We start from the raw sequence: 26,351 nt of genomic DNA on the forward strand, positions 1-26,351 counted from the left end.
CCATGTTTGGCCTGGACAAAAAAGACACCACACTTCTTGTCATCGTCGCTTTGATGACCTTCGCGGCCCCGTTCCTGCTGAACCCCTTCCCCTCGGGATCGGAACTTGCGCAGTTCAACGCGGGCTACCCTGACCTGATGCAACGGTTCGTGATCTTCGGGATTTTCGCGATCGGGTTCAACATCCTGTTCGGCCTGACCGGCTATCTTTCCTTCGGTCACGCCGCCTTTCTGGGCGTCGGATCCTACTCTGCCGTCTGGATGATGAAGCTGCTGACGATGAACGTGATCCCCGCTATCCTGCTCAGCGTTATCGTGGCGGGCCTGTTCTCTTTGGTGATCGGCTATATCTCGCTGCGCCGTTCGGGCATCTACTTTTCGATCCTGACGCTGGCCTTTGCGCAGATGTCGTTCAACCTGGCCTATTCGGTGCTGACCCCGATCACCAACGGCGAAACCGGCCTGCAGATCACGCTACGCGATCCGCGTATTCTGGACGGGGTGAATTCGGCCAAATACACCAACATCTTCGGCCTTCAGATGAATGAAACCTACACCCTTGCGATGGGTCCCTGGGCGTTCCAGTTCAACGCGGGCTTCTATCTGTCGGCCATCATCATGCTGGTCGCCTTCTACATCTCGATGCGCATCTTCCGGTCGCCCTTCGGCCTGATGCTGCGCGCCGTCAAAACCAACCAGCAGCGCCTGAACTACACCGGCATCAACACCCGCCCCTACACTTTGGCGGCCTTTGTGATCTCGGGCATGTATGCCGGTCTGGCCGGTGGCCTTCTGGCCTCGATGGACCCTCTGGCAGGGGCCGACCGGATGCAGTGGACAGCCTCTGGCGAGGTGGTGCTGATGACGATCCTTGGCGGGGCCGGCACTCTTCTGGGGCCGATCCTTGGCGCGGGCTTTATCAAGTATTTCGAGAACATCTTCTCGAAGATCAACGACAACGTGCTGCACCAGTGGTTCTCGTTCATGCCGGACGGGCTTGAGGATTTCGTTGTCTTCATCGTCCATCCCTTTGTCGGCAAAGGCTGGAGCCTGACCCTTGGCCTGATGTTCATGGCCGTGGTGATCTTCCTGCCCGGTGGCCTGATGGAGGGCGGTCAGAAGCTGGGGCGCCTGTTCCGCCGCAAACCCAAGGACGCTGGCACCTCCGCCACGTCCCCCGCAGAATAAGGAGCCTGAAATATGGGAATCCTGGAAATCAAAGGGGTCGGCAAGCGTTTCGGCGGTCTGCAAGCCCTTAACAATGTGAACCTGTCGGTTCAGGAAAACACGGTTCATGCAATCATCGGCCCGAACGGGGCCGGTAAATCCACCCTGCTGAACTGCCTGATCGGCAAGCTGATGCCCGACACCGGATCGGTAATGTTCGACGGGCAGTCGGTTCTGGGCCGCAAACCGCACGAGATCTGCCAGATGGGCATTTCCCGCGTGTTCCAGACGCCGGAAATTTTCGGCGACCTGACCGTCTATGAAAACGTTCTGATCCCCTGCTTTGCCAAACGCGATGGCGCATTCGAGCTGAACGCCCTGTCGATGGTGCGCAATCAGGCCGATATGCGCGACAAGGCCGAACAAATACTGATCGACGTGAACATGCAGGACAAACGAGACATGCATGCCGCCAGCCTGTCGCGCGGCGACAAACGCCGCCTGGAAATGGCGATGTGTCTGGTGCAGGACCCGAAATTGCTGTTGCTGGACGAACCCACCGCCGGCATGGCGCGGGCCGATACCAACAACACCATCGACCTGCTGAAAGAGATCAAGTCCAAGCGCGACATCACCATGGCCATCATCGAACATGACATGCATGTGGTGTTCTCGCTGGCGGAACGGATCACCGTCATGGCGCAGGGCACACCGCTGGTCGAGGATATACCGGCGAACATTAAAGGCCACCCCAAGGTGCAGGAAGCGTACCTTGGAACGTCGCACGGGTAAGGGAGCAGAACCATGAACGCGCCAAGCAATATGAACGCGAGCCACGCCGCGAACGCCCCCGCCTTTTTCTCGGTCTGGGATCTGCACGCCTACTACGGCGAAAGCTACATCGTGCAGGGCGTCAGCTTTAACGTCCACGAGGGCGAGATCCTTGCCCTTCTGGGGCGCAACGGGGCTGGCAAAACCTCTACCCTGCGGGCCATCGCGCGGCTGGCAAACCCGCGCATCACCCATGGCGAGGTCTGGCTGGATCACCAGCCGCTGCACAACATGAAGGCCTTTGAGGCCTCCGCTGCGGGGATCGGCCTTGTGCCCGAAGACCGCCGCATCATCGCGGGCCTGACGGTCGAGGAAAACCTGAAGCTGGCGCAGATCGCGCCACCCATCGGCTGGTCGCTTGAACGGATCTACGACCTGTTCCCGCGCCTGGGCGAGCGCCGCAAACAAGAGGGCATCACACTGTCGGGCGGCGAACAGCAGATGCTTGCCATCGCCCGCGCCCTTGCGCGCGATATCAAGGTTTTGCTGCTTGACGAGCCCTACGAAGGTCTAGCCCCCGTGATCGTCGACGAGATCGAAAAAACCTTGAACATCATCAAGGCCCAAGGCATCACAACGGTCCTGGTAGAGCAGAACGCGATCCGCGCCCTTAATCTGGCAGACCGCGCCGTGATCCTTGACACGGGCACGGTCGTCTTTGACGGCACAGCCGAAGACGTGCTTGGCAACGAAAAGTTGCGCCATGAATATCTGGCCATCTGACGGCCAATTGCCGCGCGCCGCCACAGTGATCCCGGCGCGCGGACCACAACCGGACAGATAGCCGGACAGACAGAAAGTATACGAATATGACCGATAAGACCTACGCCCCCAGCGCCGATTTCGTAAAGCACGCCCATATCGACGCGGCAGGCTACGAGGCTATGTATGCCGCCTCTGTCGCAGACCCCGCCGCCTTTTGGGGCGAGCACGGCAAGCGCATCGACTGGATGAAGCCCTACACGAGCGTCAAGGATGTCACCTTTGACTATGGCAAGGTCTCTATCAACTGGTATGCCGACGGCACCCTGAACGTCGCGGCCAACTGTATCGACCGGCATCTGGCCACCCGTGGCGACCAGACCGCGATCATCTGGGAACCCGACAGCCCGACAGAGCAAGCGCTGCATATCACCTACCGCGAACTGCACACCAACACCTGCAAGATGGCCAATGTGCTAAAGGATCTGGGCGTCGTCAAAGGCGACCGCGTTGTGCTCTACCTGCCGATGATCCCCGAAGCCGCCTATGCCATGCTGGCCTGTGCGCGGATCGGTGCGATCCACTCTATCGTTTTTGCGGGTTTCTCGCCCGATGCGCTGGCCAACCGGATCAACGATTCCGAAGCCAAAGTGCTGATCACCGCCGACGAGGCCCCCCGTGGCGGCCGCAACACCGCGCTGAAATCGAACACCGACGCGGCCTTGCTGCATTGCCAGGACACGGTGAAGAACCTTGTGGTCAAGCGCACCGGTGGCCAGACCACATGGACCGAAGGGCGCGACTATGACTACAACGCGCTGGCGGCCAATGCCTCTGCCGAGTGCGCCCCTGCCGAGATGAACGCCGAAGACCCGCTGTTCGTGCTTTACACATCCGGCTCTACCGGCAAACCCAAGGGCGTGGTGCACACCTCCGGTGGCTACCTCGTCTATGCCTCGATGACCCATGAATACACCTTCGACTACCATCAGGGCGATGTGTTCTGGTGCACCGCCGATGTGGGCTGGGTGACCGGCCACAGCTATATCATCTACGGCCCCCTTGCGAACGGCGCCACCACGCTGATGTTCGAAGGCGTGCCGACCTACCCCGATGCGGGCCGGTTCTGGCAGGTCTGCGCCAAGCACAAGGTCAACCAGTTCTACACCGCCCCCACCGCGATCCGCGCGCTGATGGCCCATGGAACAGACCCCGTGGAACAGCACGACCTGTCCAGCCTGAAGCTATTGGGCACCGTGGGCGAGCCGATCAACCCCGAGGCATGGACCTGGTACAACGACGTTGTTGGCAAGGGCAAATGCCCGATCGTCGACACATGGTGGCAGACCGAAACCGGCGGCCACCTGCTGACCCCCCTGCCCGGCGCCACCGCAACAAAGCCCGGCTCTGCGACCAAACCGTTTTTCGGCATCGTCCCGGTGATCCTTGACCCGACCACGGGCGTCGAAATCACCGAAACCGCCGCCGAAGGTGTTCTTTGCATCAAAGAGTCATGGCCCGGCCAGATGCGCACGGTCTACGGCGACCACGACCGTTTCCAGCAGACCTATTTCAGCGACTACAAAGGCTACTACTTTACCGGTGACGGCTGCCGCCGCGATGCGGACGGCTATTACTGGATCACAGGCCGCGTCGACGACGTCATCAACGTGTCGGGTCACCGCATGGGCACCGCAGAGGTCGAATCCGCGCTTGTCGCCCACGCCGCCGTCGCCGAGGCTGCCGTGGTCGGGTATCCCCACTCGATCAAGGGACAGGGCATCTACGCCTATGTCACCCTGATGAACGGCGTCGAGGCAACGGACGATCTGCGCAAGGATCTGGAAAAATGGGTCCGCAATGAAATCGGACCGATCGCCAAACCCGACCTGATCCAATGGGCACCGGGTCTGCCGAAAACCCGCTCCGGCAAGATCATGCGCCGCATCCTGCGCAAAATCGCCGAAAACGATTTCAGTGCGCTTGGCGACACTTCGACCCTTGCCGACCCATCGGTGGTGGACGATCTGATCACAAACCGCATGAACCACGCCTGATCCCGCATTTCTGCGGGCCACGAAGGGCCGGTGCACCGCGCTGGCCCTTCGCCGTTTCCTTGCCCTTCTTGCGTCTCCAAATATCCTTGCCGAAGGCTGGAACCACGCCTCCACCCGCTTGACAGCCGTCATTTCGCGCCGGGGAAAACCCCATCATACTGCCCTCTTTCATCCAAGGAGGACAAAATGAAAAACCTGACACGTCCCTTGATATGCGCAGCCCTTCTGTCGCTTGCAGCCTGCGAAACGATGACCAGCGACCAGCAGATGGTTGTGGGCGGACTGGCGGGCGCCACGCTGGGCGTCATCACTGCGGATGCCTTCGATGCCGACCGCAACTGGGTTCTCATCGCCGGCCTTGCAGGGGCCACAATCGGCACAATCGTCGCCCAGAACAATGCCACACAGCAATGCGCGATTTCGAACGGCGACGGCACCTACCGCGTCGTGCGCTGCATCTGACCGAAAAGGGCGGCCTGCGGGCCGCCCTTTCCATCGTTCGTCGCGAATGCACTCAGTTCAGGGCTTTGTCCGTAATCGCATGGGTGAACGCGCCAACCGGCTCTTTCGTGATGACCGGATCAGACCCGCCACCCATCAACGTGGCCACGGTGCGGGCATAATCCGCCTCGTCCAGCGCGCCGTTCGACCCTGCGGTCAGCTTGGCCACCTCGCCCATCATCCGCTTCTGGTGCTGTTCCGTCTGCGCACCGGTCTCGTCGTTCTCCAGAACGATCATCGCCGCTTCGTCGGGGTTGGCCTCTGCGTACTTCCAGCCCTTCATCGAGGCGCGGACGAACCGCGCAAGCTTCTCCTCCATCGCCGGATCGGCCAGCGCGCTTTCCAGCACATACAACCCGTCCTCCAGCGTCGACACGCCCTCGTCCTCGTATTTGAACGTCACCAGTTGCTCGGGCGTCAGGCCCGCGTCGATCACCTGCCAGTATTCATTATAGGTCATCGTCGAAATGCAATCGGCCTGCTTTTGCAGCAACGGATCGACGTTGAACCCCTGCTTCAGCACGGTCACGCCATCGCCCCCCTCGGTGCCGATGCCAAGGCTGCTCATCCACGACAGGAACGGATATTCGTTGCCGTAGAACCAGACGCCCAGGGTGCGACCCTTGAAATCCTCGGGTGACGCGACGCCGCTTTCCTTCAGGCAGGTCAGCATCATGCCCGACGATTTGAACGGCTGCGCGATGTTCACAATCGGCGCGCCCTGCTCGCGAGCAGCCAGCGCCGACGGCATCCAGTCCACCATCACATCCGCGCCGCCGCCGATCAGAACCTGTACCGGCGCAATGTCGGGGCCACCGGGCTTGATCGTGACATTCAGGTCTTCCTCGTCGTAGAACCCCTTGTCCTTGGCCACATAATAGCCGGCGAACTGGGCCTGCGTGACCCACTTCAGTTGCAGCGTCAGATCGTCTGCCGCCTGCGCCATACCGGCGGCAAAGGTCATTGCCCCCGCCAGTGCTGTTGTCAAAATCCGTTTCATAATTAACCTCCTGATTGTTGTTTTTGGTGTGGTGTCAGCCCCGTTGCGAGGGGTGCCAGAACGTGACCCCCTTCTCTATCACTGCAACAAGCCCGTAGAACGCCGAGCCGGCAAGGGCCGCGACGGTGATTTCTGCCCAGACCATTTCAAGCCCCAGCCGCCCGACCTCTGTCGAAATGCGGAACCCCATGCCCAGCGTCGGCGAACCAAAGAATTCGGCCACAATCGCGCCAATCAGCGCCAGCGTTGTCGAAATTTTCAGCCCGTTAAAGATGAACGGCATCGCCGCCGGCAGCCGCAACTTGAACAGCCGCTGCCAGTAGGTCGCCCCGTAGGTGTTCATCAGGTCACGCTGCATGGAATCGCTCGCTGCCAGTCCCTGCACGCAATTTATCAGCATCGGGAAAAAGACCATAACGACAACTACCGCCGCCTTGGATTGCCAGTCGAACCCGAACCACATCACCAGAATGGGGGCCGTTCCCACAATCGGCAGCGCCGCGATAAAGTTGCCCACCGGCAGCAATCCGCGTTGCAGGAAATCAGAGCGGTCGATCAGAATCGCCGTGACAAAGGCGGCCCCGCAACCAATCGCATAGCCCGACAGCGCGCCCTTCACAAAGGTCTGCACGAAATCCACCCAAAGGATCGGCAGGCTTGCCCCGAACCGCACCGCAATCGCCGTGGGGGGCGGCAGGATCACCGGCGACACGTTCAACCCGCGCACCAGCCCCTCCCATATCACAAGCAAAGTCACGCCGAACACCGTCGGCACCGCCAGCCTTACCACCCGCGCATCGCACCATCGAGAAACCGAAAGCCAATGGTTCAGCGCCCATGCGCCCAGCCAGAACAAAACGGCAAAGACGATCCAGCTCATCCCTGCATCCCCATCCGCTTTAACGTTCGCCGCTGGATCATGCCGACAATGGCCACCAGCGACGCCGCCAGAATCGCCGCCGTGAACAGCGCCGCCCAGATCTGCAGGGTCTGACCGTAATAAGACCCCGACAACAGTCGCGCCCCCAAGCCGCGCACCGCCCCCGTGGGCAACTCGGCGATAATCGCACCGACAAGCGCCGCCGCTATGCCGATCTTCAGCGAAGTGAAGAAATACGGCATCGAGGACGGCAGCCGAAGCGCAAGAAACGATTGCGCGCCGCTGGCGTTATAGGTCTTCATCAGGTCCAACTGCATCGTATCGGGGCTGCGCAACCCCTTGACCATCCCCACCACCACAGGAAAGAACGACAAATAGGCGCTGATGATGGCCTTCGGCACAAGCCCTTGAATACCAACGGAATTCAACACCACAATGATCATCGGCGCGATCGCCAGAATCGGGATCGTCTGGCTGGCAATCGCCCATGGCATGACGCTCATATCCATCGCACGGTTGTGCACGATCCCCACGGCCAGCAAAATGCCAAGCCCGGTGCCTATGGCAAACCCCAGCAGGGTCGAGCTGAGCGTGATCCAACCGTGATAGACCAGGCTGCGCTTGGACGTCACGGGCTTCATCGCCACGGTCTGCCACAGCTCTGTCATCACCTGATGCGGCGCGGGCAGCACCGGCCGATCCTGCGTCCAGGTCTCCGCCACAAAGGCCGTCGTGCTTAACGTCACCCCCGCCCGCGCCGCCTGATCCCGCGCCCAAGCGCCGTTCATCCAGACCGCAGCCGCATACCAAAGCACAATCGCCGCCCCAAGAACCGTCAGAACCGGATAAAACCGCTTCATACGCCCCTCCTCCCCACTTTGTTCCTTAAATACTCAAATCTGGCGGGTTCGCACGGTCCAGACCCCGGGAAAATTGTGCTTACGGAGTTTGAGTATTTTAAGAACAAAGTAACCAGAATCGGGTCTGAATACCCCTGCGGTACAGGCTGGAGAGCCGATGACCGCGAACGAAGTCGGTCTCCTGTCCCTTGGTCGGGGCGGGAGATTGTCTGCAGGGCGATCATGCGTCCGCCTCGCCGTGACCGCTGCGCAGGCCCTCGCGCACGCGGTGGGCGATTGCGATGAATTCAGGGCTGTCGCGGATATCCAGCGGGCGCTCTTTCGGCAAGGGACTGTCGATCACATCGGTGATCCGTCCGGGGCGCGGCGACATCACCACGATTTTGGTCGACAGATAGACCGCCTCGGGGATCGAGTGGGTGACAAAGCCGATGGTCTTTTCCGTCCGCGCCCAAAGCGCCAGAAGTTGTTCGTTCAGGTGGTCGCGCACGATTTCATCCAGCGCCCCGAATGGCTCGTCCATCAGCAAGATATCCGCATCAAAGGCCAATGCCCGTGCGATGCTCGCGCGTTGCTGCATTCCGCCGGACAGTTGCCAGGGGAACTTCTTCTCGAACCCAGACAAATCCACCAGATCCAGCACTTTTCGAACACGTTCTTCTTGGTCTGACCGTGAATACCCCATTATTTCCAACGGAAGCTTCACATTTCCCGCAATTGTCCGCCACGGATATAACCCCGCCGCCTGAAACACATAGCCGTAAGCACGGACGCGGCGGGCCTCGTCCGGTGACATGCCGTTGACTGTAATCATGCCCGCCGTCGGCTGTTCCAGCGCCGCGATCACCCGCAAAAGCGTTGTCTTTCCGCAGCCCGACGGGCCGATGAAGGACACGAACTCGCCCTTGTTGATCGTCAGGTTCACATCTTTCAACGCGTGAACCGGCCCGTCATTCGTCTGAAACGTCAGGTCCAGCCCGCGCGCTTCGATCACTGGATCGGTCATCTACACCCCTGCCGGAATATTCAGTGGATTGCGTTCGATCTTGCGCGGCGTGTTCAGCGACTTCCACTTTGAAAGCGCCTGATTGGCGCTGGAAAACGCCGGGCGGCGCACAAATTTGCCGCGCCCGGGTTGCGGCTGGCTGTTCTGGCCATAGGCCCAGATCACATCGCCGCGCGACAGGGTGAAACGCGCCTGCGCCGTGACGGTTCGGCCCTCGAACACATTGTAATCAATGATGGATTTTTGCGTGCTGACCGCAACCGTCTTGGATATCGTCGGATCCCAGACCACCACATCGGCATCCGCCCCCGGCACAATCGCGCCTTTCATCGGATAGATATTCAGGATTTTAGCGATATTGGTCGAGGTCACGGCAACGAATTCTTCGGGTGTCAGGCGGCCGGTTTCAACCCCCGTGGTCCACAGCATCGCCATGCGTTCCTCCAGCCCGCCGGTGCCATTGGGGATGGCGGTGAAATTGTCCAGCCCCATCTGCTTTTGCTTGTCGCTGAACGCCGCATGATCGGTGGCCACCACCTGCAACGACCCCGAGGCAAGCCCTGCCCAAAGTGACGCCTGATGGTCCTTGGACCGGAACGGCGGCGACATCACGCGGCGCGCGGCATAGTGCCAGTCCTTGTTGAAATACTCGGATTCGTCCAGCGTCAGATGCTGGATCAGCGGCTCGCCGTAAACCCGCATGCCCTTTTGCCGCGCGCGCCGGATCGCCTCGTGCGCCTGCTCGCAGGAGACATGGACGATGTACAAAGGCACCCCCGCCGCATCGGCGATCATGATGGCACGGTTGGCGGCTTCGCCCTCGACCTCGGGCGGGCGGGAATAGGCGTGACCCTCTGGCCCGGTGATGCCCATCGCCAGATATTTCTGCTGCAACTCCTGCACGATATCGCCGTTTTCCGCATGCACCAAGGGCAGCGCACCCAGTTCCGCGCAACGTTTGAACGAGGCATACATCTCGTCATCCTCGATCATCAGCGCGCCTTTATAGGCCATGAAATGCTTGAACGTATTGATGCCGCGTGCATTAACAACTTCGGCCATTTCATTGAAAATGCGTTCATTCCAGCCAGTGATTGCCATGTGATAGCTGATATCGCAACAGATCTGGTCGCGCGATTTTCGGTCCCAGTCGTCAATCGCGTTCAGCAGCGATCCGTCCGCGCCGGGCAGGCAGAAATCGACCAGCATGGTGGTGCCGCCCGCCGCCGCCGCAAAGGTGCCGGACTGGAACGTCTCCGCCGCCGTGGTCCCCATAAAGGGCATTTCCAGATGCGTATGCGGGTCGATGCCGCCGGGGATGACATAGGCCCCTTCGGCGTCGATCACGGTGTCGCCCTTCAGGTTCTCGCCGATCTCCAGGATCTTTTCGCCCTCGATCAGGACATCCGCCTTGTACTGGCGGTCGGCGGTGACGACCGTGCCGCCCTTGATGACTTTGGTCATGGTCTTGTCTCCCTATTCTACGATGCCGGCGGTTTCGACCACGGCGTGAAACAGCACGTTGGCCCCCGCTGCCGCCCAATCCTTTGTGATCTCCTCGGCCTCATTATGGCTTAGCCCGCCGACGCAGGGGCACATCACCATGGCCGTGGGGGCCACGCGGTTGATCCAGCAGGCATCATGCCCCGCGCCGGAAATCAGGTTCATGTGGCTATAGCCCAACCGCTCGGCGGCGCGGCGCACGGCACTGACACAGCCCTCGTCGAATGTAACAGGATCAAAGCCGCCGGTCTTCTCGAAGGTCACGCCAAGCCCCATCTCGTCGCAGATCGCCTGCGCCCCGGCCTTGAACCGCGTCTCCATATCCTCGATCACCGCCAGATCGGGCGAGCGGAAATCAACGGTGAACACGACTTTGCCCGGTATCACATTGCGACTGTTGGGAAAAACGTCGATGTGACCCGCAGCCCCCACCGCATGTGGCGCATGGGACAGGGCGATCTGGTTCACCAGTTCAAGGCAATGCGCCAACCCCAGCCCTGCGTCCTTGCGCATCGGCATGGGCGTCGATCCGGTATGCGCGTCCTTGCCGGTGATCGTCACCTCGGTCCAGGACAGGCCCTGCCCGTGGGTCACCACGCCGATATCCTTGCCCTCGGCCTCAAGGATCGGGCCCTGCTCGATGTGCAATTCGAAGAACGCCTTCATCTTGCGCTGCCCCACTGGCTCGTCTCCGCGCCAGCCGATCCGCGTCAGCTCGTCCCCAAAGGTCTTGCCCTTGGCATCAACGCGCCCGTAGGCCCAATCCTGATCGTGCAGCCCCGCGAAAACACCAGAGGCAAGCATCGCCGGGGCAAAGCGCGTGCCCTCCTCGTTGGTCCAGTTGGTGACAATGACCGGGTGCCGCGTCTTGATCCCCAGATCATTCAACGACCGCAGAATTTCCAGCCCGCCCAGCACGCCCAGAACACCGTCGTATTTGCCGCCCGTCGGCTGCGTATCAAGATGCGAGCCGACATAAACCGGCAGCGCATCCGGGTCCGTCCCCTCGCGACGCGCGAACATGTTACCCATCTGGTCCAGCCCCATGGAACACCCCGCCTCCTTGCACCAGCTCTGGAACAGCATCCGTCCCTCGGCATCCTCGTCTGTCAGGGTCTGGCGGTTGTTGCCACCGGCCACGCCGGGGCCGATCTTCGCCATCTCCATCAGGCTGTCCCACAAACGCTCTGCGTTGATCTTCAGGTTCTCACCAGCGGCTGCCATTGCGCTCTCTCCTCGGTTCAATTCCATCCCGACAAAGGCCCGCCCGCGCCCTGTCGTCGTTCTTCTGCGTGGCGCAGGCCCGTGGTCGCACGCGGGTCAATAGTTTGACCAATCGGTCAAGATCACGCTAGCAGAGCCTTTCGGGCAGTCAAGGATTTCGCACCCCACCACATTGGCCCGCACCATCGAAAGCCACATTAAACCGCAAAGTCCGCTTTCCCGTGTCACAAAAATGGGCGACACTGACGGTTGATATAGTCCAGGTGACCCCATTACGGGATAAGGATGCCAGAATGACCACTGCCCGCCCGCGCACGCGCATCCAGCAAAAGAACACCTCTGCCATCATGGAGGCCGCGCTGGACGTCTTTTCGCAATACGGGTTCCGCGGCGCGACACTGGACCAGATCGCACAGGCCGCAGGGCTGTCGAAACCCAACCTGCTGTATTACTTCCCCTCGAAAGAGGCGATACACGTCGAACTGTTGTCGGGCCTGATGGACACATGGCTTGACCCGCTGCGCGACCTTGATGCGGATGGCGACCCGGTGACAGAGCTGCTGGCCTACGTCACCCGCAAACTGGAGATGAGCCGCGACCTGCCGCGCGAAAGCCGCCTGTTCGCCAACGACATCCTGCAAGGCGCGCCGACAATTCACGACGGCCTCTCGCAAGAGCTGAAACCGCTGGTCGACGAAAAGGCAAAGGTCATTCAGGGCTGGATCGAGGCCGGTAAAATCGCGCCGGTCGATCCCTATCACCTGATGTTCTCGATCTGGTCGCTGACCCAGCATTACGCCGATTTCGACGTGCAGGTGCGCACCGTTCTGGGGCCGGACGTCACCGACCCCCACAAGGGCGCACAGGAATATCTGACGCAGCTTTTCACCAAACTTCTTAAGCCCTGACATCGAGGATGGCGCGGCGCGGCGCCCGTTCTTGGTTCTGAAAATATCCGCGCCGCAGGCAATCCCGCCCTATTCGGCCGCCGTGGCACCGGGGTTGTTCGGGTGCGTTGTCCAGTTGGCATAATCCGCCGCCACAACCTTGCCGGTGCGCAGGTCAACCGCGCCCTTGTCCATCGGGACCATGGTGATGCACTCCTCCACCGGGCAGACGTTGACGCACAGGTTACAGGCGACACATTCATCGTCCATCACCTCGAACACGCGGTCGGCGGACATGCTGATCGCCTGATGGCTGGTATCCTCGCAGGCGGCATAGCAGCGGCCGCAGCCGATGCAGGCGTCCTGATTGATCTTCGCCTTGGCGACATAGTTCAGGTTCAGGTATTGCCAGTCGGTCACATTGGGCACCGCGCGCCCGACAAACGCGTCGACGCTGGCATAGCCTTTCTCGTCCATCCACTCGGACAGGCCCGCCTTCATCTCTTCCACGATGCGGAACCCGTAGGTCATCACCGCCGTGCAGACCTGCACATTGCCGCAGCCCAGCGCCATGAATTCCGCCGCATCGCGCCACGTGGTCACGCCGCCGATCCCCGAAATCGGCAGGCCGCGCGTGTCGGCGCCGCGTGCGATCTCGGCCACCATATTCATCGCGATCGGCTTGACCGCAGGCCCGCAATAGCCGCCATGGGTGCCCTTGCCGTCGATCATCGGCTCGGGGGACATCGCATCCAGATTGACCGATGTGATCGAATTGATCGTGTTGATCAGGCTGACCGCATCGGCCCCGCCCCGCTTTGCCGCTGCGGCAGGGGCGCGGATGTCGGTGATATTCGGCGTCAGCTTGACGATGCAGGGCAGACGCGAGTTCTGTTTGACCCAGCGCGTCACCATCTCGATATACTCTGGCACCTGCCCCACGGCGCTGCCCATGCCGCGCTCGGCCATGCCGTGCGGGCAGCCAAAGTTCAGCTCGACTCCGTCGGCCCCCGTGTCCTCGACCAGCGGCAAGATCGCCTTCCATGCGGCCTCTTCGCAGGGCACCATCAGCGATACGATCATCGCCCGGTCGGGGTAGTCGCGCTTGACCGCCTTGATCTCGCGCAGGTTCACCTCCAGCGGGCGGTCGGTGATCAGCTCGATGTTGTTCAGCCCCAAAAGCCGCCGGTCCGCCCCCCAGATCGCGCCATAGCGCGGGCCGTTGACGTTAACCACGGGCGGCCCCTCTGACCCCAGCGTTTTCCAGACCACGCCGCCCCAGCCCGCCTCGAAGGCGCGGCGGACGTTGTATTCCTTGTCTGTCGGCGGCGCCGAGGCCAGCCAGAACGGATTGGGGGATTTGATCCCGATGAAACTGCTGGTCAGATCGGCCATTGGCGTCCTCCTGTCATTGGCCCTTGGGCCGTCTGAAAATCATCTCGACCGGAGTGATCCGGTGCGCTTCGACATTGGCGACATAGTTTTTCAGCTTTTCGATCGCGTCCTTTATCACCAGATGAAGCCCCAGCTTCGGCGGGCCTTCGGCTGCGATACGTCGAAAGGCCCTGCCGAAAAAATCCAACGCGAACTGGCGCCGGTCCCGCTCGGTGACTTCTGTCAGTCCGGCGGCATGGGCGGCGCGGCGATAGACACCCGGCGCCGCGACATGGCTGGTATCGGCGGTGTTCGCCCAGGGCAGCGGATAGACCAGCGGGCTGTCATCCTGATCGCGCATCACGTCGAACAGGGCAAAATGCCCAAGCGGTTTCAGCACCCGCGCAACTTCGGAAAAAAGCGCGGTCTTGTCCTCGATGTTCATGCCGACGTGAAACATCGTCACCAGATCGGCGCTTTCGTCTTCGAACGGCAAGGCGGTGGCACTGCCCTGTTGCAGGTCGATCCGGTCCTCCAGATGCAACCGCGCGTTCAGCGCCCGCCCGGTGGCCACGAATTCCTCGGTCAAATCAACGCCCAGCACCCGCGCACCGTAACGATGCACGATGTGCCGCGCCGCGCCGCCGATGCCGCAGCCAATGTCGATCACGGTCATCTGCGGCGTGATCTCGATCTGCTCCAACAACGCCGAGGTCGCCTCGATGCCGCCTGTATGCAGTTCGTCCACCGGCTTCAGATCGTCGATGGCAAGATGGTCGGGATCAATTCCCGCCTGTTTCAGACCGGTCAGAATGCGGTCGAGCAGGTCGTTCGTCGTGTAGTATTGGGAAACGCTTTTTTCGAGAGTCATGGCAACCTCCTGAAATGTTCCGGCGAACCTGACTCTACCACATTAACCGACCAGAACCGAGTGAATGTCCATCGCCGCATCGCGCCCCTCGGCCACGGCCGTGACGGTCAGATCGTTGCCGCCACTGGCGCAATCTCCCCCCGCCCAGACCCCCGCAAGCGACGTGCGCCCGGCGCCCGTCACGGCGATCTTGCCGCCCTCGACGGTCAGGCCGACATCCGTCGCCAATGTCTGGCCGATGGCCTTGAACACCTGATCGGCGGCGATGCGGATCGTCTCTCCGGTGCCTTTCAGCCCCGCGCCCGTCTCGGCGGTATATTCGAATTCCACCTCGCGCACCGCGCCATTGCCGATCACTGCGACGGGCTGCACATTGGTCAGGATGCGCACGCCCTTCGACGCCGCCAGATCTTGTTCATAGGCGGATGCCCCCATCCGGTCGCGGCCACGGCGATAGGCAATCGTCACCTGATCCGCCCCCAGCAGTTTGGATTGCACGGCGGCATCCACAGCCGTCATCCCGCCGCCGATCACCACAACATTGCGCCCCACCGGTAGCGTTGACAGGTCATTCGCCTGCCGCAGTTCCGCGATGAAATCCACCGCGTCGCGCACGCCGTCCTTGTCCTCGCCCTTGGTCTGCAGGGCGTTCACCCCGCCCAGACCGACGCCCAGAAACACCGCATCGAACCGCGAGCGGATCATCTTCAGGTCGTCCTCGGTTTCCAGCGGGCGCACATATTGCACCGTGATCCCGCCGATCGACAGCAGCCATTCGACCTCTCTCGCCGCGAAATTATCGGTGGATTTGTAGCTGGCGATGCCGAACTCGTTCAATCCGCCCGCCTTCGCCTTCGCCTCGAACACTGTCACCTCGTGGCCCAGCATCGCCAGACGGTGCGCGCACGACAGGCCCGACGGCCCCGCCCCCAGCACCGCCACGGACTTTCCCGTCGCCGCCGCGCGGGTGAACGGATGCACGCCTGCCGCCATCAGCATATCGGTCGCATGGCGCTGCAAACGGCCGATCTCGACCGGCTTTCCCTCTGCCGCCTCGCGCACACAGGCCTCTTCGCACAGGGTTTCCGTGGGGCAAACGCGGGCGCACATGCCGCCAAGGATGTTCTGGCTGAAAATCGTCTTTGCCGCCGCCTCGGGTTGTGCGGTCTGGATCTGGCGGATGAACAGGGGGATGTCGATCGCCGTCGGGCAGGCCTGAATGCAGGGCGCGTCATAGCAGAAATAGCACCGGTCCGCCGCCACTGCCGCCTCGTGCCCGTCGTAGGGCGCGTGCAGATCGTCAAAGTTGCGCGCGTAATCCTGATCCGGCAAACGCGCCGCTGCAATTCCGGGTGTCATGGGGCTATTCGGCATACCTGCCTCCCTGATGGCTGATCCTTGATGGTCAAACGCTGCCACAGGTCCATTTTTTTATCAAATGGTAAATTTTAGAAACCGCGCAAAACCCCTGTTTTCATGCCCCGCACACAAGGCGGCGCCCGATTTCGCGGAAAAACCCGCCCAATGCACCAAAATCAGGCATGCAGAAGATGCCCCAACGCCAGAAATCCACACGAGGCGCTTTTCACCTATGCCTTGCTGACGTATAAGCACAGCATCAACAAGGCAGACCCGCTTCAAACGGGCAGGCAAGACCGATCGAGGACGGCATGACAAAAAATTCACACGATTCAGATGTTGCTTTCATTCAGGCGCTGGCGGAGCTTCTTCGCGAGAACGACCTTACCGAACTTCAGGTCAAGCGGGAATACGGCGAAGACGACAGCCTTAACGTGCGCGTCAGCCGCGTAAAGCAGGTCGTCGCAGCCGCGCAGGTCGCAGCAGCCCCAACCGCAGGTGCAGCCGCGCCCGCCCCTGCCGCCGCAGCCCCCGCCGCCGTCGAAGACCCCTCCAGCCATCCGGGCGTCGTGGCCTCGCCTATGGTCGGCACCGTCTACATGAAACCGGAACCCACGGCGGACAACTTTGTCAGCGTCGGGTCCGTCGTGACCGAAGGTCAAACCCTGCTGATCGTCGAGGCGATGAAGACCATGAACCAGATCCCCGCACCGCGTTCGGGCACCGTGAAACGCATTCTGGTCGAAGACGGCGCGCCTGTTGAATACGGCGCCCCCCTGATGATCATCGAATAAGGACCACGCGATATGTTCGAAAAGATCCTGATCGCCAACCGGGGCGAGATTGCCTTGCGTGTCATCCGCGCCTGCCGCGAGATGGGGATCAAATCGGTCGCCGTCCACTCCACCGCCGATTCCGACGCCATGCATGTGCGCATGGCTGACGAGGCGATCTGCATCGGACCGGCCGCAAGCGCCAACAGCTATCTGTCGGTCTCGGCGATTGTCTCGGCCTGCGAAATCACCGGCGCCGACGCGATCCACCCCGGCTATGGCTTCCTGTCCGAAAACGCCAGCTTCGTGCAGATCCTCGAGGATCACGACATCACCTTCATCGGCCCCACCGCCGAACACATCCGCATCATGGGTGACAAGATCACCGCCAAGGACACGATGAAAAAGCTGGGCGTGCCTTGCGTGCCCGGGTCCGATGGCGGCGTGCCGACCCTTGCCGATGCCAAACGGGTCGCCGCCGAAATCGGTTACCCCGTGATCATAAAGGCCACGGCGGGCGGGGGCGGGCGCGGGATGAAAGTGGCGCAAACCGCCGCTGACATCGAAAGCGCCTTTCACAACGCGCGGTCCGAATCCAAGGCCGCCTTTGGCAATGACGAAGTCTATCTGGAGAAATATCTGACCACGCCCCGCCACATCGAAATTCAGGTGTTCGGCGACGGCAAGGGCAATGCCGTCCATCTGGGCGAACGCGACTGCTCGCTTCAGCGCCGCCACCAGAAAGTCTTTGAAGAGGCCCCCGGCCCCGCGATCACCCCCGAACTGCGCGCCCGTATCGGCAAGGTCTGCGCCGATGCCGTTGCCTCGATCAACTATATCGGTGCCGGCACGATCGAGTTCCTGTTCGAAAACGACGAGTTCTATTTCATCGAGATGAACACCCGCTTGCAGGTGGAACATCCGGTGACCGAAGGCATCTTTGGCGTCGATCTGGTGCGCGAGCAGATCCGCGTGGCCGAAGGCCTGCCCATGTCCTTCACGCAAGACGATCTGGTGATAAACGGTCACGCAATCGAAGTGCGGATCAATGCGGAAAAGCTGCCGAACTTCTCGCCCTGCCCCGGCAAGGTAGTGTCGTTCCACGCCCCCGGCGGCCTTGGCGTGCGGATGGATTCGGCGCTTTATGCCGGCTACTCGATCCCGCCCTACTACGACAGTCTGATCGGCAAGCTGATCGTGCATGGCCGCGACCGGACAGAGGCGCTGGCCCGCCTTGCCCGCGCCCTGAACGAGCTGATCATCGACGGGATCGACACCACGATCCCGCTGTTCCACGCGCTGCTGCAAGAACCGGACATCCAATCCGGCGATTACAACATCCACTGGCTGGAACACTGGCTGGAAACCCATCTGCAATAAGACAAATGCGCGGGGCCATTGCTGCGAAAGCCTTGGCCCCGCGCGATAAATTGACTTAGGTTCGTCCGAATACCCCCTTTTGACAAAGGTGTTCCGAACACAATGACCCTGCCGCTCACGCCCGAACTTCTGCTGCGCGCCTATATGGCGGGCATCTTTCCCATGGCAGAGGGGCGCGATGACGAAGAGGTGTTCTGGGTCGATCCGCGCAAACGCGGCATCCTGCCGCTGGACGGGTTCCACATCTCGCATTCTCTGGCCCGGCACATGCGGGCGGAACCGTTCAGGATCACGGTCGACACCGACTTTTCCGGCGTCCTGCGCGGCTGTGCCGACCGCGACGAAACCTGGATCAACGACACCATCCACCGGCTGTATATGGCGCTGCACATGACCGGCTTTGCCCACGCGGTAGAGGTCTGGCAGGACGACGAACTGGTCGGCGGTGTGTATGGTGTGGCGATCGGGGGGGCGTTTTTCGGCGAAAGCATGTTTTCGCGGCGCACCAACGCCTCGAAAATCGCGCTGGCCTATCTGGTGGACAGGCTGCGCATCGGCGGCTTCAGCCTGCTGGATACACAGTTCATCACGCCCCATCTTGCGTCGCTGGGCGGCATTGAAATCAGCCGCGCCGCCTATAAAAAGCTGCTTGAGCGCGCGTTGAAGTCAAAGGCGGACTTTATGGCACAGGGCGAAACCCCCAGTGCTCAGGACGTTTTGCAGCGCAACACCCAGACGTCATAGCGCGGATCGTCCAGCGCGTTCAATGCCGGTGCCGAGGCGACCATCCAGCCTTGGAAGAGAGGCGCATCCTTGCCCGTGTCCCGGATCGTCAGATAGGCATAGGCATTGCCCGAGGGGTTGCCCGCAGGATACCGGCAATCGCCCAGCGTCACCTGCAACCGGCCTTGGGTCTTGCTGTCGCCCGCGTTGATCTCGACATCGGTCGTCGTGCCGGCGACCTTGTCCAGCGTCCGCAGCACCGCCGTCCCGGAACTTGCCACCTCTTGCGCATGGGCAGTCCCCGCGCACAGGATCGTGGCCAAGGCAAACCTGCGGATCAATTTGTCACCTCTGCCGGTGCCGTACTGCCCGCCACGAATTTCATCAACAACGACACCAGACTGACAGACCCCTGCGTGTCCTCGATCTCGTCACCGGGCGCGAATGTGGTCAACGACCCGCCGGGCATGATTTCCACGAAATTCCCGCCAAGCAGTCCCTCTGACGCCACGACAATCGCACTGTCATCCGGAATCTGGACGCTATTCACGATCGCCACGCGGGTCTGGGCCCGAAAGGTTTCAGCGTTCAGTTCAAGCCCGGTCACCGTGCCGATTTTGACGCCCGCAAGGCGGACATCGGACCCGATTTCAATGCCTTCGGCAGACCGGAAACTGGCGACCAAAGGATAGTCGCCGCCAGCGCGGGAAAACCCCGTTGCCTGCCCCGCAAAGACCACAAACCCGATTGCCGCCGCCAAAACAACGCCGCCCACGATCACTTCTGTAGTGTTTTCCGACATAAATGCGTCCTCGTGGCGCCCTATTCGGGCGTCCACGCCTCATAGTCGCGGCGCTCGGCAGGGTGCGCGCGGCGAATGGATCCGGCAGGCGCATAGGCCAGCGCGGTGCCGGTCAGGTTTTCCTGATGCGGCTTTTCCCATGGCTTGTGCGTCAGCGGTGTTGTGGTGGGCGCGTCGTTCCACGTCCAGTGCAACCAGCCGTGCCAATCGGCATCGACCCGCGACGCTTCCGCCTCGCCGTTGAAAATGACCCAGCGACGTTTCTTGTCGCGGGTCTCGTAAAAGATATTGCCCTGCGCGTCCTCGCCCACCTTGACGCCCTTGCGCCATGTGAACAGTTGCGTGCCGACAGTCTGGCTGTTCCACCAGGTGACTAGACGAAGAATAAAACCCATGAAACGCCTCCGCAGATCGTTGCCCCCGATATGCCCGATGCGGCGGGCAAGGTCCAGTGGCAAGGGCATGCTTTGCCACGACGCGTGGCGCAAAACCGAAAAACGGCGGGACATTGCCCGCCGTTTTCTGTGACTTGTCCGAAACTTACCGCGCTGCGGCGGGTTCTTTCTTGGCGGTATCGCCATAAATCAGCAATGGCGCCGCCCCTGCGTTCACGGCCTCTTCGTTGACAACAACCTCTTCGATTCCCTCAAGCCCCGGAAGTTCGAACATCGTGTTCAACAGGATGTCTTCCATGATCGACCGCAATCCGCGCGCGCCGGTCTTGCGGGCAATCGCACGCTTTGCAATCGCCGCCAGCGCATCCTCGGTAAAGGTCAGCTTGGCATCTTCCAGTTCGAACAGGCGCTGATATTGCTTGACCAGCGCATTCTTCGGCTTGGTCAGGATGATGATCAACGCGTCCTCGTCCAGATCAGTCAGCGTCGCGATCACCGGCAAACGACCGACAAATTCGGGAATCAGGCCGAATTTCAACAGGTCTTCCGGCTCCAACTCTTTGAACACCTCGCCAACGCCACGGCTTTCGTTGTCCTTGACGTCGGCACCAAAGCCGATGCCGGACCCCTTGCCGCGCTGCGCGATGATCCGCTCGAGGCCCGCAAAGGCGCCGCCGCAGATGAACAGGATGTTGGTCGTGTCCACTTGCAGGAATTCCTGCTGCGGATGCTTGCGCCCGCCCTGCGGCGGAACCGATGCAACCGTGCCTTCCATGATCTTCAAAAGCGCCTGCTGCACCCCCTCGCCCGACACGTCGCGGGTGATAGAGGGGTTGTCGGACTTGCGCGTGATCTTGTCGACCTCATCGATATAGACGATGCCGCGCTGCGCCCGCTCGACGTTGTATTCGGACGCCTGCAACAGCTTCAGAATGATGTTTTCAACATCTTCCCCCACATAACCGGCTTCGGTCAGGGTGGTCGCGTCCGCCATCGTGAACGGCACATCCAGAATGCGCGCCAGCGTCTGCGCCAACAGGGTCTTGCCGCAGCCGGTCGGGCCGATCAGCATGATGTTGGATTTCGCCAGCTCGATATCGCCGGATTTCGACGAATGGTTCAGACGCTTGTAGTGGTTGTGAACGGCCACGGACAACACGCGCTTTGCGTGCTCCTGTCCGATGACGTAATCGTCCAGCACACTGCAAATCTCACGCGGAGTCGGCACGCCCTCGCCCGATTTCAGGCCGGCGGTTTTCGTTTCCTCGCGGATGATGTCCATGCACAGCTCGACGCATTCATCACAGATGAACACCGTGGGTCCGGCAATCAGTTTGCGGACCTCGTGCTGGCTTTTGCCGCAGAACGAGCAATAGAGAGTGTTCTTGCTATCGCCACTTGCCTTGTTCGCCATCAAATTCCCCTAGGCTTTTGCCTTCGTTTTTACCAGCTTCACCTGGGCATTCGCCCCCTAGCCTGTAAGTCTAGGACAGCGAAATTTCATCTACAACGTCAAAATGCCCTGCGGCCGTGCGACCGCAGGAACATGTGATCACTTCGCCTCGTCCAGTTTGGCGCGGTTTTCGACGATTTCGTCGATCAGGCCCCAGTCTTTTGCATCTTCCGCGGACATGAAATTGTCCCGCTCCAGCGCCGCCTCGACCTTTTTCAGGGTCTGGCCGGTGTGCCGCACGTAGATGTTGTTCAGGCGGTCCTTCAGCTTTTGGGTTTCCTGCGCGTGGATCATGATATCCGTCGCCTGCCCCTGATACCCGCCGGACGGCTGGTGCACCATGACGCGGCTGTTGGGCAAAGAATAGCGCATGCCGGGCTCGCCCGCGCACAGCAACAACGACCCCATAGAGGCCGCCTGACCGATGCAAACCGTCGACACCTTCGGTTTGATATATTGCATCGTGTCATAGATCGACAGGCCGGACGTCACAACGCCACCGGGGCTGTTGATATACATCGCGATCTCTTTGCTCGGGTTATCCGCCTCGAGAAACAAAAGCTGGGCCACGATCACGGTCGCCATCTCGTCGTGGACAGGACCAGAGACAAAGATGATACGTTCTTTCAGAAGGCGCGAGAAAATATCGTAGCGGATCGAACCGCGTGAATTTGTTTCCTCGACCGTCGGGATGATGAAGTTTTGGACCTGCGAAATAGGATCGAACATTTTCAGCCTTTGCCGCGTAAGGGGTGCTCTCGCAAGAGCGGTCATACCCAGAGTCTTAGTTCTGCAGTCCGACCCCTGCAAGGGGCCGATGCCACTTTATGACAGTTGCCGGGAAACTTGGGGCTCCGGTTCTGGGTTCAGCCTGTGTGACAGCACCTGCTGCGGGAAATGCCATGGGTAACGATGGTCGGCACCTTTTGGATACATTGCCGGAACGGCATCTGGGATCAGGGCGCAGTATCAGACCAGCCTTAACGAACGCTTAATCGTGAAGGCAGTCTCACAGACGTTTCCCCGCACCGGCATTGCACCGCCCCCCCCCCGTTGCATGCGCGGGGTTTGTGCATCCGATATGCTTGGCCAGATGTGGATGGAATGTGCCGCACTTGTGAAGCCCGCCCCGGGGCCTTTCCCGTGATACCGCTGGACCGGCCCGATGCGATGCGATGTAACGGGAAAGCCGTCGGCGCAGTTGAACTTTGCCAGCAGCTCGTTCATGTTGCAGCCCTGATACAGAAAGGCGCGAACCCATGTCGGACCTCTCGAGCCCAACAGCGGCCCTCGGCCCGTTGAGCGATCTGGTGGCCTGCCCGCGCTGCGACCGTCTGCACCGCGCGCAGCGGCCTGAGGTGGGCGAGATCGCGCGCTGCACGCAATGCGGAACCGTTCTGATCACCGGCCGGCTGGACGCGATCCCGCGTATCGTCGCCCTGTCGATCACGGTCCTTATCCTGATGTTCGCGGCAACCTTTTTCCCGTTTCTGCACCTCGAAACCGGCGGGCTCAGCAACAATGCCTCGCTGTTCGACGCCGCATCTGCCTTTTCCGACGGCTGGCTGATTCCGCTGTCCTTTGCCGTGGCCGCGCTGATCGTCGTCATCCCCGTGACGCGGGTCGTGGCGCTGCTATACGCGCTGTTTCCGCTGGTCTGGGGCCGCCCCCCTGCCCGCCATGCAGCACAGGCGTTCCGGCTGGCCCAACACCTGAAACCGTGGGCGATGGCGGAAATTTTCATCCTCGGGGTGGCGGTTGCACTGGTCAAGGTGGCGGGCCTTGCCACCGTCCTGCCCGGCCCCGCATTCTGGGCGTTCTGCGCCCTTGTCATCATCACCGTCCTCAAGGACAACATGATCTGCAATTGGACCATATGGAACGAACTGACCAAAAAGCTCACGGCCTGACCGCCCGCGAGGCGGGCCTTGTCGCCTGCACCAGTTGCGGGCTGGTTCATCCGCCCGCGGACCTTATTTGCGCGCGCTGCAACACACGCCTGGAATCGCGGTCCCCACAAAGCCTGCAACGGGTCTGGGCCTGGATGGCGGCGGGTCTATTGCTGTATATTCCTGCCAATCTTTACCCGATGCTTTTGACCTCGACCCTTGGCGACGCAACCCAAAGCACCATCATCGGCGGGGTGATAGAGCTGGTGCATCACCACTCTTACGGGATCGCGGCGATCGTGTTTATTGCCAGTATCGTGATTCCCGTGATGAAATTCATGGCTGTGGCGTTTCTGGCGATCAGCATCAAACGCCCCGCCCTTCTGGACGGGCACAGGCGCCTTGTGCTTTACGAAGTGGTGGAATTCATCGGCCGCTGGTCGATGATCGACGTCTTTGTGGTTGCGATCTTGTCGGCGCTGGTGCAGCTGAATTTTGTCGCCACGGTCAACCCCGGCCCGGCTGCGGCCTGTTTCGCCCTGTCCGTTGCATTCACGATGCTCTCGGCCCAAAGCTTTGATTCCCGGTTGATCTGGGATGTCTCGAACGAGGATGATGTTCATGAGTGACCCCGCAGACCTTGCCATCAGCACAAAAAGCCGCCCGCTTTGGGCGCGCCTTTCGGTTGTCTGGCTGGTGCCGCTTCTGGCGCTTGTGATCTCTATGTTCGTGGCTTGGCAATCCTATTCCGATCGCGGCGTCGCCATCACCATCCAGTTCGAGAACGGCGCAGGGGTCGAGGCGGGCAAGACCCGTCTAAAGTATCGCGATGTTGAAATCGGCATGGTGGAAAGCGTGAGTTTTTCGAATGATATCAAGCATGTCATCGTCACCGCCCGCGTCGATGAAACGGTTGTGCCCTATATGGACGAGGACGCGCAGTTCTGGATCGCCCGCCCCCGCGTGACGGCGCAGGGCATCTCGGGGCTGGATACGGTTCTGGCCGGCGCCTATATCGAGGGTAGCTGGAACGCAGAGGCCGGCAGGCCGATGACCGTCTTCACCGGGGTTGAGATCCCGCCGCTGGTGCGGCCCGGCGCAAAGGGCAAGCAGATCAAGTTGCGGGCACCGACCGGCGGGTCGATCTCGGTTGGCTCTCCGATCCTGTATCGCGGCGTCAAGGTCGGGCAGATCGAAACCGTGAACCTTAGCGAACTTGGCGACAGTGTCGTGGTCGACGCCTTTGTCGACGCGCCCTATGACAGGCTGATTTCCACCGCATCGCGGTTCTGGAACCTGTCGGGGTTCAGCCTGAAACTGGACACATCGGGGGTTTCGCTGGACGTGAACAGCCTTGCGTCGCTGGTGCAGGGCGGGCTTGGCTTCGACACGGTCTATTCCGGCGGCTTTGCCATTTCCGAAAAACAGGTCTTTGACATTTTCGACGACGAGGAAACCGCCCGCGCCAGTATTTTCAACCGCCGCCTTGCCGCCGCCACCCGCCTTTCGATCATCTTCGAGGGCAACGTGCGCGGGTTGAACGCGGGCTCTGCCGTGGAATTCGGCGGGGTGCGTGTGGGCGAGGTCGACAGCATCACCACCTCCGTCGAAGATGTGGTGGACGGGGCGCTGGCCGATGTGCGCCTGTTGGTCAATATCGTGATCGATCCGTCGCGGCTTGGCCTGCCATCGGGCACCAGCCCGCAGGCAACGGTTGAATTCCTTCAGGCGAATGTGGCGCAGGGCCTGCGGGCACGGATTGCCTCTGCCAATCTGTTGGGCACATCGCTGGTGGTGGAACTGGTGCAGCTGGACGATGTGGCGCCGGTCGATATGGATGTCTCGCTGGAACGCGCACCCTATCCGATCCTGCCGTCTATCGCATCGAACGTCAGCGATTTCACCGCCACCGCCGAGGGCGTGCTGAACCGGATCAACGAACTGCCGATCGAGGAGCTGATGGGCTCTGCCATCGACCTGATGGACAACGTCAGCCGCATCGCCGCAAGCGAGGGCATGAAAGAGGCCCCCGACGCGGTTGTGGCACTTTTGAATGACACGCGGACCCTTGTGAACTCTGACGACGTCAAGGCGATCCCGGCGGAACTGCGGGCGATTTCGGAACAGGTCCGGGGCATGATGGCGACCATCGAGGCGGGCGGCGCGGCGGAAAGCCTGCTGTCCGCATTGAACGAGGCCGACGCCGCCGCCAAGACCGTCAATGCCGCAACGCAGGCCCTGCCGGATCTGGTGGCGCAGCTGGATAAACTGGCCACAACCGCCGCCGGATTACCGTTGGAACAATTGATGACCTCGACCCGCGGGCTGATCGAAACGGCAGACAGCGTCATCGGGACCGAGGCGGCGAAAGAGCTGCCCGCCGCCCTGAATGGCGCGTTGGACCGCGTGCGCAGCTTTCTTGGCACGCTGGAGGATGGCGGCGCTGTCGACAACCTGAACACCGCTCTGTCGTCGGCGGCCTCGGCGTCGGATGCGGTGGCCACAGCCGTGGCCGACCTGCCCGCCCTGACGAACCGCTTGAACGCGCTGGCGACACAGGCGGGCAATACGTTGTCCGGCTATGATGACAATTCTGCTTTCAGCCGCGAAACGCGCGACGCGATCCGCCAGATCAAAGAGGCCGCAGCGGCCTTTGCATCCCTGTCCCGTGCGATAGAACGACGCCCCAATTCCTTGATTACAGGACGTTAAAAC

Annotated in this window: 26 protein-coding genes; 12 read left to right on the plus strand and 14 right to left on the minus strand. The window is 61.2% G+C overall.

Going from position 1 to position 26,351, the window contains the following annotated elements; translation table 11 throughout:
- Positions 1-2 precede the first annotated feature (2 nt).
- The 5 genes from ACEN2R_RS13985 (at position 3) to ACEN2R_RS14005 (ending at position 5,218) form a co-directional block, all read left to right on the plus strand.
- Entirely contained in the window at positions 3-1,187 is a 1,185-nt protein-coding gene (locus ACEN2R_RS13985) for a branched-chain amino acid ABC transporter permease (RefSeq protein ID WP_442043236.1), read from the plus strand.
- 12 nt (positions 1,188-1,199) lie between these two features.
- Positions 1,200-1,958 carry an ABC transporter ATP-binding protein gene (locus tag ACEN2R_RS13990; RefSeq protein ID WP_442043238.1) on the plus strand — a complete coding sequence of 253 codons (759 nt, stop codon included), beginning with the start codon at positions 1,200-1,202 and terminating at the stop codon, positions 1,956-1,958.
- A 12-nt stretch (positions 1,959-1,970) separates the two neighbouring features.
- A complete protein-coding gene (locus ACEN2R_RS13995) occupies positions 1,971-2,720 on the plus strand; it encodes an ABC transporter ATP-binding protein (RefSeq protein WP_442043240.1) in 750 nt (249 codons plus the stop codon).
- 86 nt (positions 2,721-2,806) lie between these two features.
- The gene (acs, locus tag ACEN2R_RS14000; RefSeq protein WP_442043242.1) at positions 2,807-4,756 is read left to right on the plus strand and encodes an acetate--CoA ligase; all 1,950 of its coding nucleotides are present in this window, start codon (positions 2,807-2,809) and stop codon (positions 4,754-4,756) included.
- A gap of 186 nt (positions 4,757-4,942) precedes the next feature.
- On the plus strand, positions 4,943-5,218 hold the full coding sequence (locus ACEN2R_RS14005) for a glucose-6-phosphate isomerase (RefSeq protein WP_442043244.1): 276 nt from the start codon (positions 4,943-4,945) through the stop codon (positions 5,216-5,218).
- Positions 5,219-5,270: 52 nt separating this feature from the next.
- Here ACEN2R_RS14005 and ACEN2R_RS14010 read toward each other — a convergent pair whose 3' ends face one another.
- The 6 genes from ACEN2R_RS14010 to ACEN2R_RS14035 all read right to left on the minus strand — a co-directional run bounded on the left by ACEN2R_RS14010 (position 5,271) and on the right by ACEN2R_RS14035 (position 11,730).
- Positions 5,271-6,257 carry an ABC transporter substrate-binding protein gene (locus ACEN2R_RS14010; RefSeq protein WP_442043246.1) on the minus strand — a complete coding sequence of 329 codons (987 nt, stop codon included), beginning with the start codon at positions 6,255-6,257 and terminating at the stop codon, positions 5,271-5,273.
- 34 nt (positions 6,258-6,291) lie between these two features.
- The gene (locus ACEN2R_RS14015; protein ID WP_442043248.1) at positions 6,292-7,137 is read right to left on the minus strand and encodes an ABC transporter permease; all 846 of its coding nucleotides are present in this window, start codon (positions 7,135-7,137) and stop codon (positions 6,292-6,294) included.
- Positions 7,134-7,997 (minus strand): ABC transporter permease, encoded by an 864-nt coding sequence (locus ACEN2R_RS14020; protein ID WP_442043250.1) that lies wholly within the window; start codon positions 7,995-7,997, stop codon positions 7,134-7,136. Before ACEN2R_RS14020 ends, ACEN2R_RS14015 begins: the two co-directional genes overlap by 4 nt.
- A gap of 220 nt (positions 7,998-8,217) precedes the next feature.
- Positions 8,218-9,003: an ABC transporter ATP-binding protein gene (locus ACEN2R_RS14025; protein WP_442043252.1), complete on the minus strand. Its 786-nt coding sequence runs from the start codon at positions 9,001-9,003 to the stop codon at positions 8,218-8,220.
- The gene (hydA, locus tag ACEN2R_RS14030; protein WP_442043254.1) at positions 9,004-10,467 is read right to left on the minus strand and encodes a dihydropyrimidinase; all 1,464 of its coding nucleotides are present in this window, start codon (positions 10,465-10,467) and stop codon (positions 9,004-9,006) included.
- A 12-nt stretch (positions 10,468-10,479) separates the two neighbouring features.
- On the minus strand, positions 10,480-11,730 hold the full coding sequence (locus ACEN2R_RS14035) for a Zn-dependent hydrolase (RefSeq protein WP_442043256.1): 1,251 nt from the start codon (positions 11,728-11,730) through the stop codon (positions 10,480-10,482).
- A 293-nt stretch (positions 11,731-12,023) separates the two neighbouring features.
- On the opposite strand from ACEN2R_RS14035, the gene ACEN2R_RS14040 reads away from it, so the two are divergent.
- Positions 12,024-12,638: a TetR family transcriptional regulator C-terminal domain-containing protein gene (locus ACEN2R_RS14040; RefSeq protein ID WP_442043258.1), complete on the plus strand. Its 615-nt coding sequence runs from the start codon at positions 12,024-12,026 to the stop codon at positions 12,636-12,638.
- A 69-nt stretch (positions 12,639-12,707) separates the two neighbouring features.
- Here ACEN2R_RS14040 and preA read toward each other — a convergent pair whose 3' ends face one another.
- Genes preA through ACEN2R_RS14055 form a run of 3 tightly spaced genes read right to left on the minus strand, consistent with a single transcriptional unit; the run spans position 12,708 to position 16,236 of the window.
- On the minus strand, positions 12,708-14,012 hold the full coding sequence (gene preA, locus ACEN2R_RS14045) for an NAD-dependent dihydropyrimidine dehydrogenase subunit PreA (RefSeq protein WP_442043260.1): 1,305 nt from the start codon (positions 14,010-14,012) through the stop codon (positions 12,708-12,710).
- 13 nt (positions 14,013-14,025) lie between these two features.
- The gene (locus ACEN2R_RS14050; protein ID WP_442043262.1) at positions 14,026-14,862 is read right to left on the minus strand and encodes a class I SAM-dependent methyltransferase; all 837 of its coding nucleotides are present in this window, start codon (positions 14,860-14,862) and stop codon (positions 14,026-14,028) included.
- A 42-nt stretch (positions 14,863-14,904) separates the two neighbouring features.
- Positions 14,905-16,236 (minus strand): NAD(P)-dependent oxidoreductase, encoded by a 1,332-nt coding sequence (locus ACEN2R_RS14055; protein ID WP_442043264.1) that lies wholly within the window; start codon positions 16,234-16,236, stop codon positions 14,905-14,907.
- 296 nt (positions 16,237-16,532) lie between these two features.
- Here ACEN2R_RS14055 and accB point away from each other — a divergent pair, with 296 nt between their 5' ends.
- The 3 genes from accB to aat all read left to right on the plus strand — a co-directional run bounded on the left by accB (position 16,533) and on the right by aat (position 19,118).
- Complete coding sequence (gene accB / locus ACEN2R_RS14060) at positions 16,533-17,015, plus strand: acetyl-CoA carboxylase biotin carboxyl carrier protein (RefSeq protein ID WP_442043266.1); 483 nt, start codon at positions 16,533-16,535, stop codon at positions 17,013-17,015.
- A 12-nt stretch (positions 17,016-17,027) separates the two neighbouring features.
- Positions 17,028-18,374: an acetyl-CoA carboxylase biotin carboxylase subunit gene (gene accC / locus ACEN2R_RS14065; RefSeq protein WP_442043268.1), complete on the plus strand. Its 1,347-nt coding sequence runs from the start codon at positions 17,028-17,030 to the stop codon at positions 18,372-18,374.
- Between the two features lie 102 nt (positions 18,375-18,476).
- Positions 18,477-19,118, plus strand: coding sequence for a leucyl/phenylalanyl-tRNA--protein transferase (gene aat / locus ACEN2R_RS14070; protein WP_442043270.1), 642 nt, complete (start codon positions 18,477-18,479; stop codon positions 19,116-19,118).
- Here aat and ACEN2R_RS14075 read toward each other — a convergent pair.
- The 5 genes from ACEN2R_RS14075 to ACEN2R_RS14095 all read right to left on the minus strand — a co-directional run bounded on the left by ACEN2R_RS14075 (position 19,082) and on the right by ACEN2R_RS14095 (position 22,476).
- Positions 19,082-19,438, minus strand: coding sequence for a DUF2155 domain-containing protein (locus ACEN2R_RS14075; RefSeq protein ID WP_442043272.1), 357 nt, complete (start codon positions 19,436-19,438; stop codon positions 19,082-19,084). The genes aat and ACEN2R_RS14075 overlap by 37 nt on opposite strands.
- On the minus strand, positions 19,435-19,899 hold the full coding sequence (gene mlaD, locus ACEN2R_RS14080; RefSeq protein ID WP_442043274.1) for an outer membrane lipid asymmetry maintenance protein MlaD: 465 nt from the start codon (positions 19,897-19,899) through the stop codon (positions 19,435-19,437). The genes ACEN2R_RS14075 and mlaD overlap by 4 nt, the downstream gene beginning before the upstream one ends.
- A gap of 20 nt (positions 19,900-19,919) precedes the next feature.
- The gene (locus ACEN2R_RS14085) at positions 19,920-20,294 is read right to left on the minus strand and encodes an NADH:ubiquinone oxidoreductase subunit NDUFA12 (RefSeq protein ID WP_442043352.1); all 375 of its coding nucleotides are present in this window, start codon (positions 20,292-20,294) and stop codon (positions 19,920-19,922) included.
- 145 nt (positions 20,295-20,439) lie between these two features.
- Complete coding sequence (gene clpX / locus ACEN2R_RS14090; protein WP_442043276.1) at positions 20,440-21,708, minus strand: ATP-dependent Clp protease ATP-binding subunit ClpX; 1,269 nt, start codon at positions 21,706-21,708, stop codon at positions 20,440-20,442.
- Positions 21,709-21,846: 138 nt separating this feature from the next.
- On the minus strand, positions 21,847-22,476 hold the full coding sequence (locus ACEN2R_RS14095) for an ATP-dependent Clp protease proteolytic subunit (protein ID WP_442043278.1): 630 nt from the start codon (positions 22,474-22,476) through the stop codon (positions 21,847-21,849).
- A gap of 530 nt (positions 22,477-23,006) precedes the next feature.
- On the opposite strand from ACEN2R_RS14095, the gene ACEN2R_RS14100 reads away from it, so the two are divergent.
- The 3 genes from ACEN2R_RS14100 to ACEN2R_RS14110 are packed head-to-tail and all read left to right on the plus strand — an operon-like array spanning position 23,007 to position 26,348.
- Positions 23,007-23,657, plus strand: coding sequence for a paraquat-inducible protein A (locus ACEN2R_RS14100; protein ID WP_442043280.1), 651 nt, complete (start codon positions 23,007-23,009; stop codon positions 23,655-23,657).
- Positions 23,624-24,265 carry a paraquat-inducible protein A gene (locus tag ACEN2R_RS14105; RefSeq protein ID WP_442043282.1) on the plus strand — a complete coding sequence of 214 codons (642 nt, stop codon included), beginning with the start codon at positions 23,624-23,626 and terminating at the stop codon, positions 24,263-24,265. The genes ACEN2R_RS14100 and ACEN2R_RS14105 overlap by 34 nt, the downstream gene beginning before the upstream one ends.
- Positions 24,258-26,348, plus strand: a complete 2,091-nt coding sequence (locus tag ACEN2R_RS14110) for a PqiB family protein (protein WP_442043284.1) — start codon at positions 24,258-24,260, stop codon at positions 26,346-26,348. The genes ACEN2R_RS14105 and ACEN2R_RS14110 overlap by 8 nt, the downstream gene beginning before the upstream one ends.
- The last annotated feature ends 3 nt before the right edge of the window (positions 26,349-26,351 follow it).

This window comes from Pseudogemmobacter sp. W21_MBD1_M6 (assembly GCF_052119585.1).
Lineage (GTDB): Bacteria > Pseudomonadota > Alphaproteobacteria > Rhodobacterales > Rhodobacteraceae > JBGQOJ01.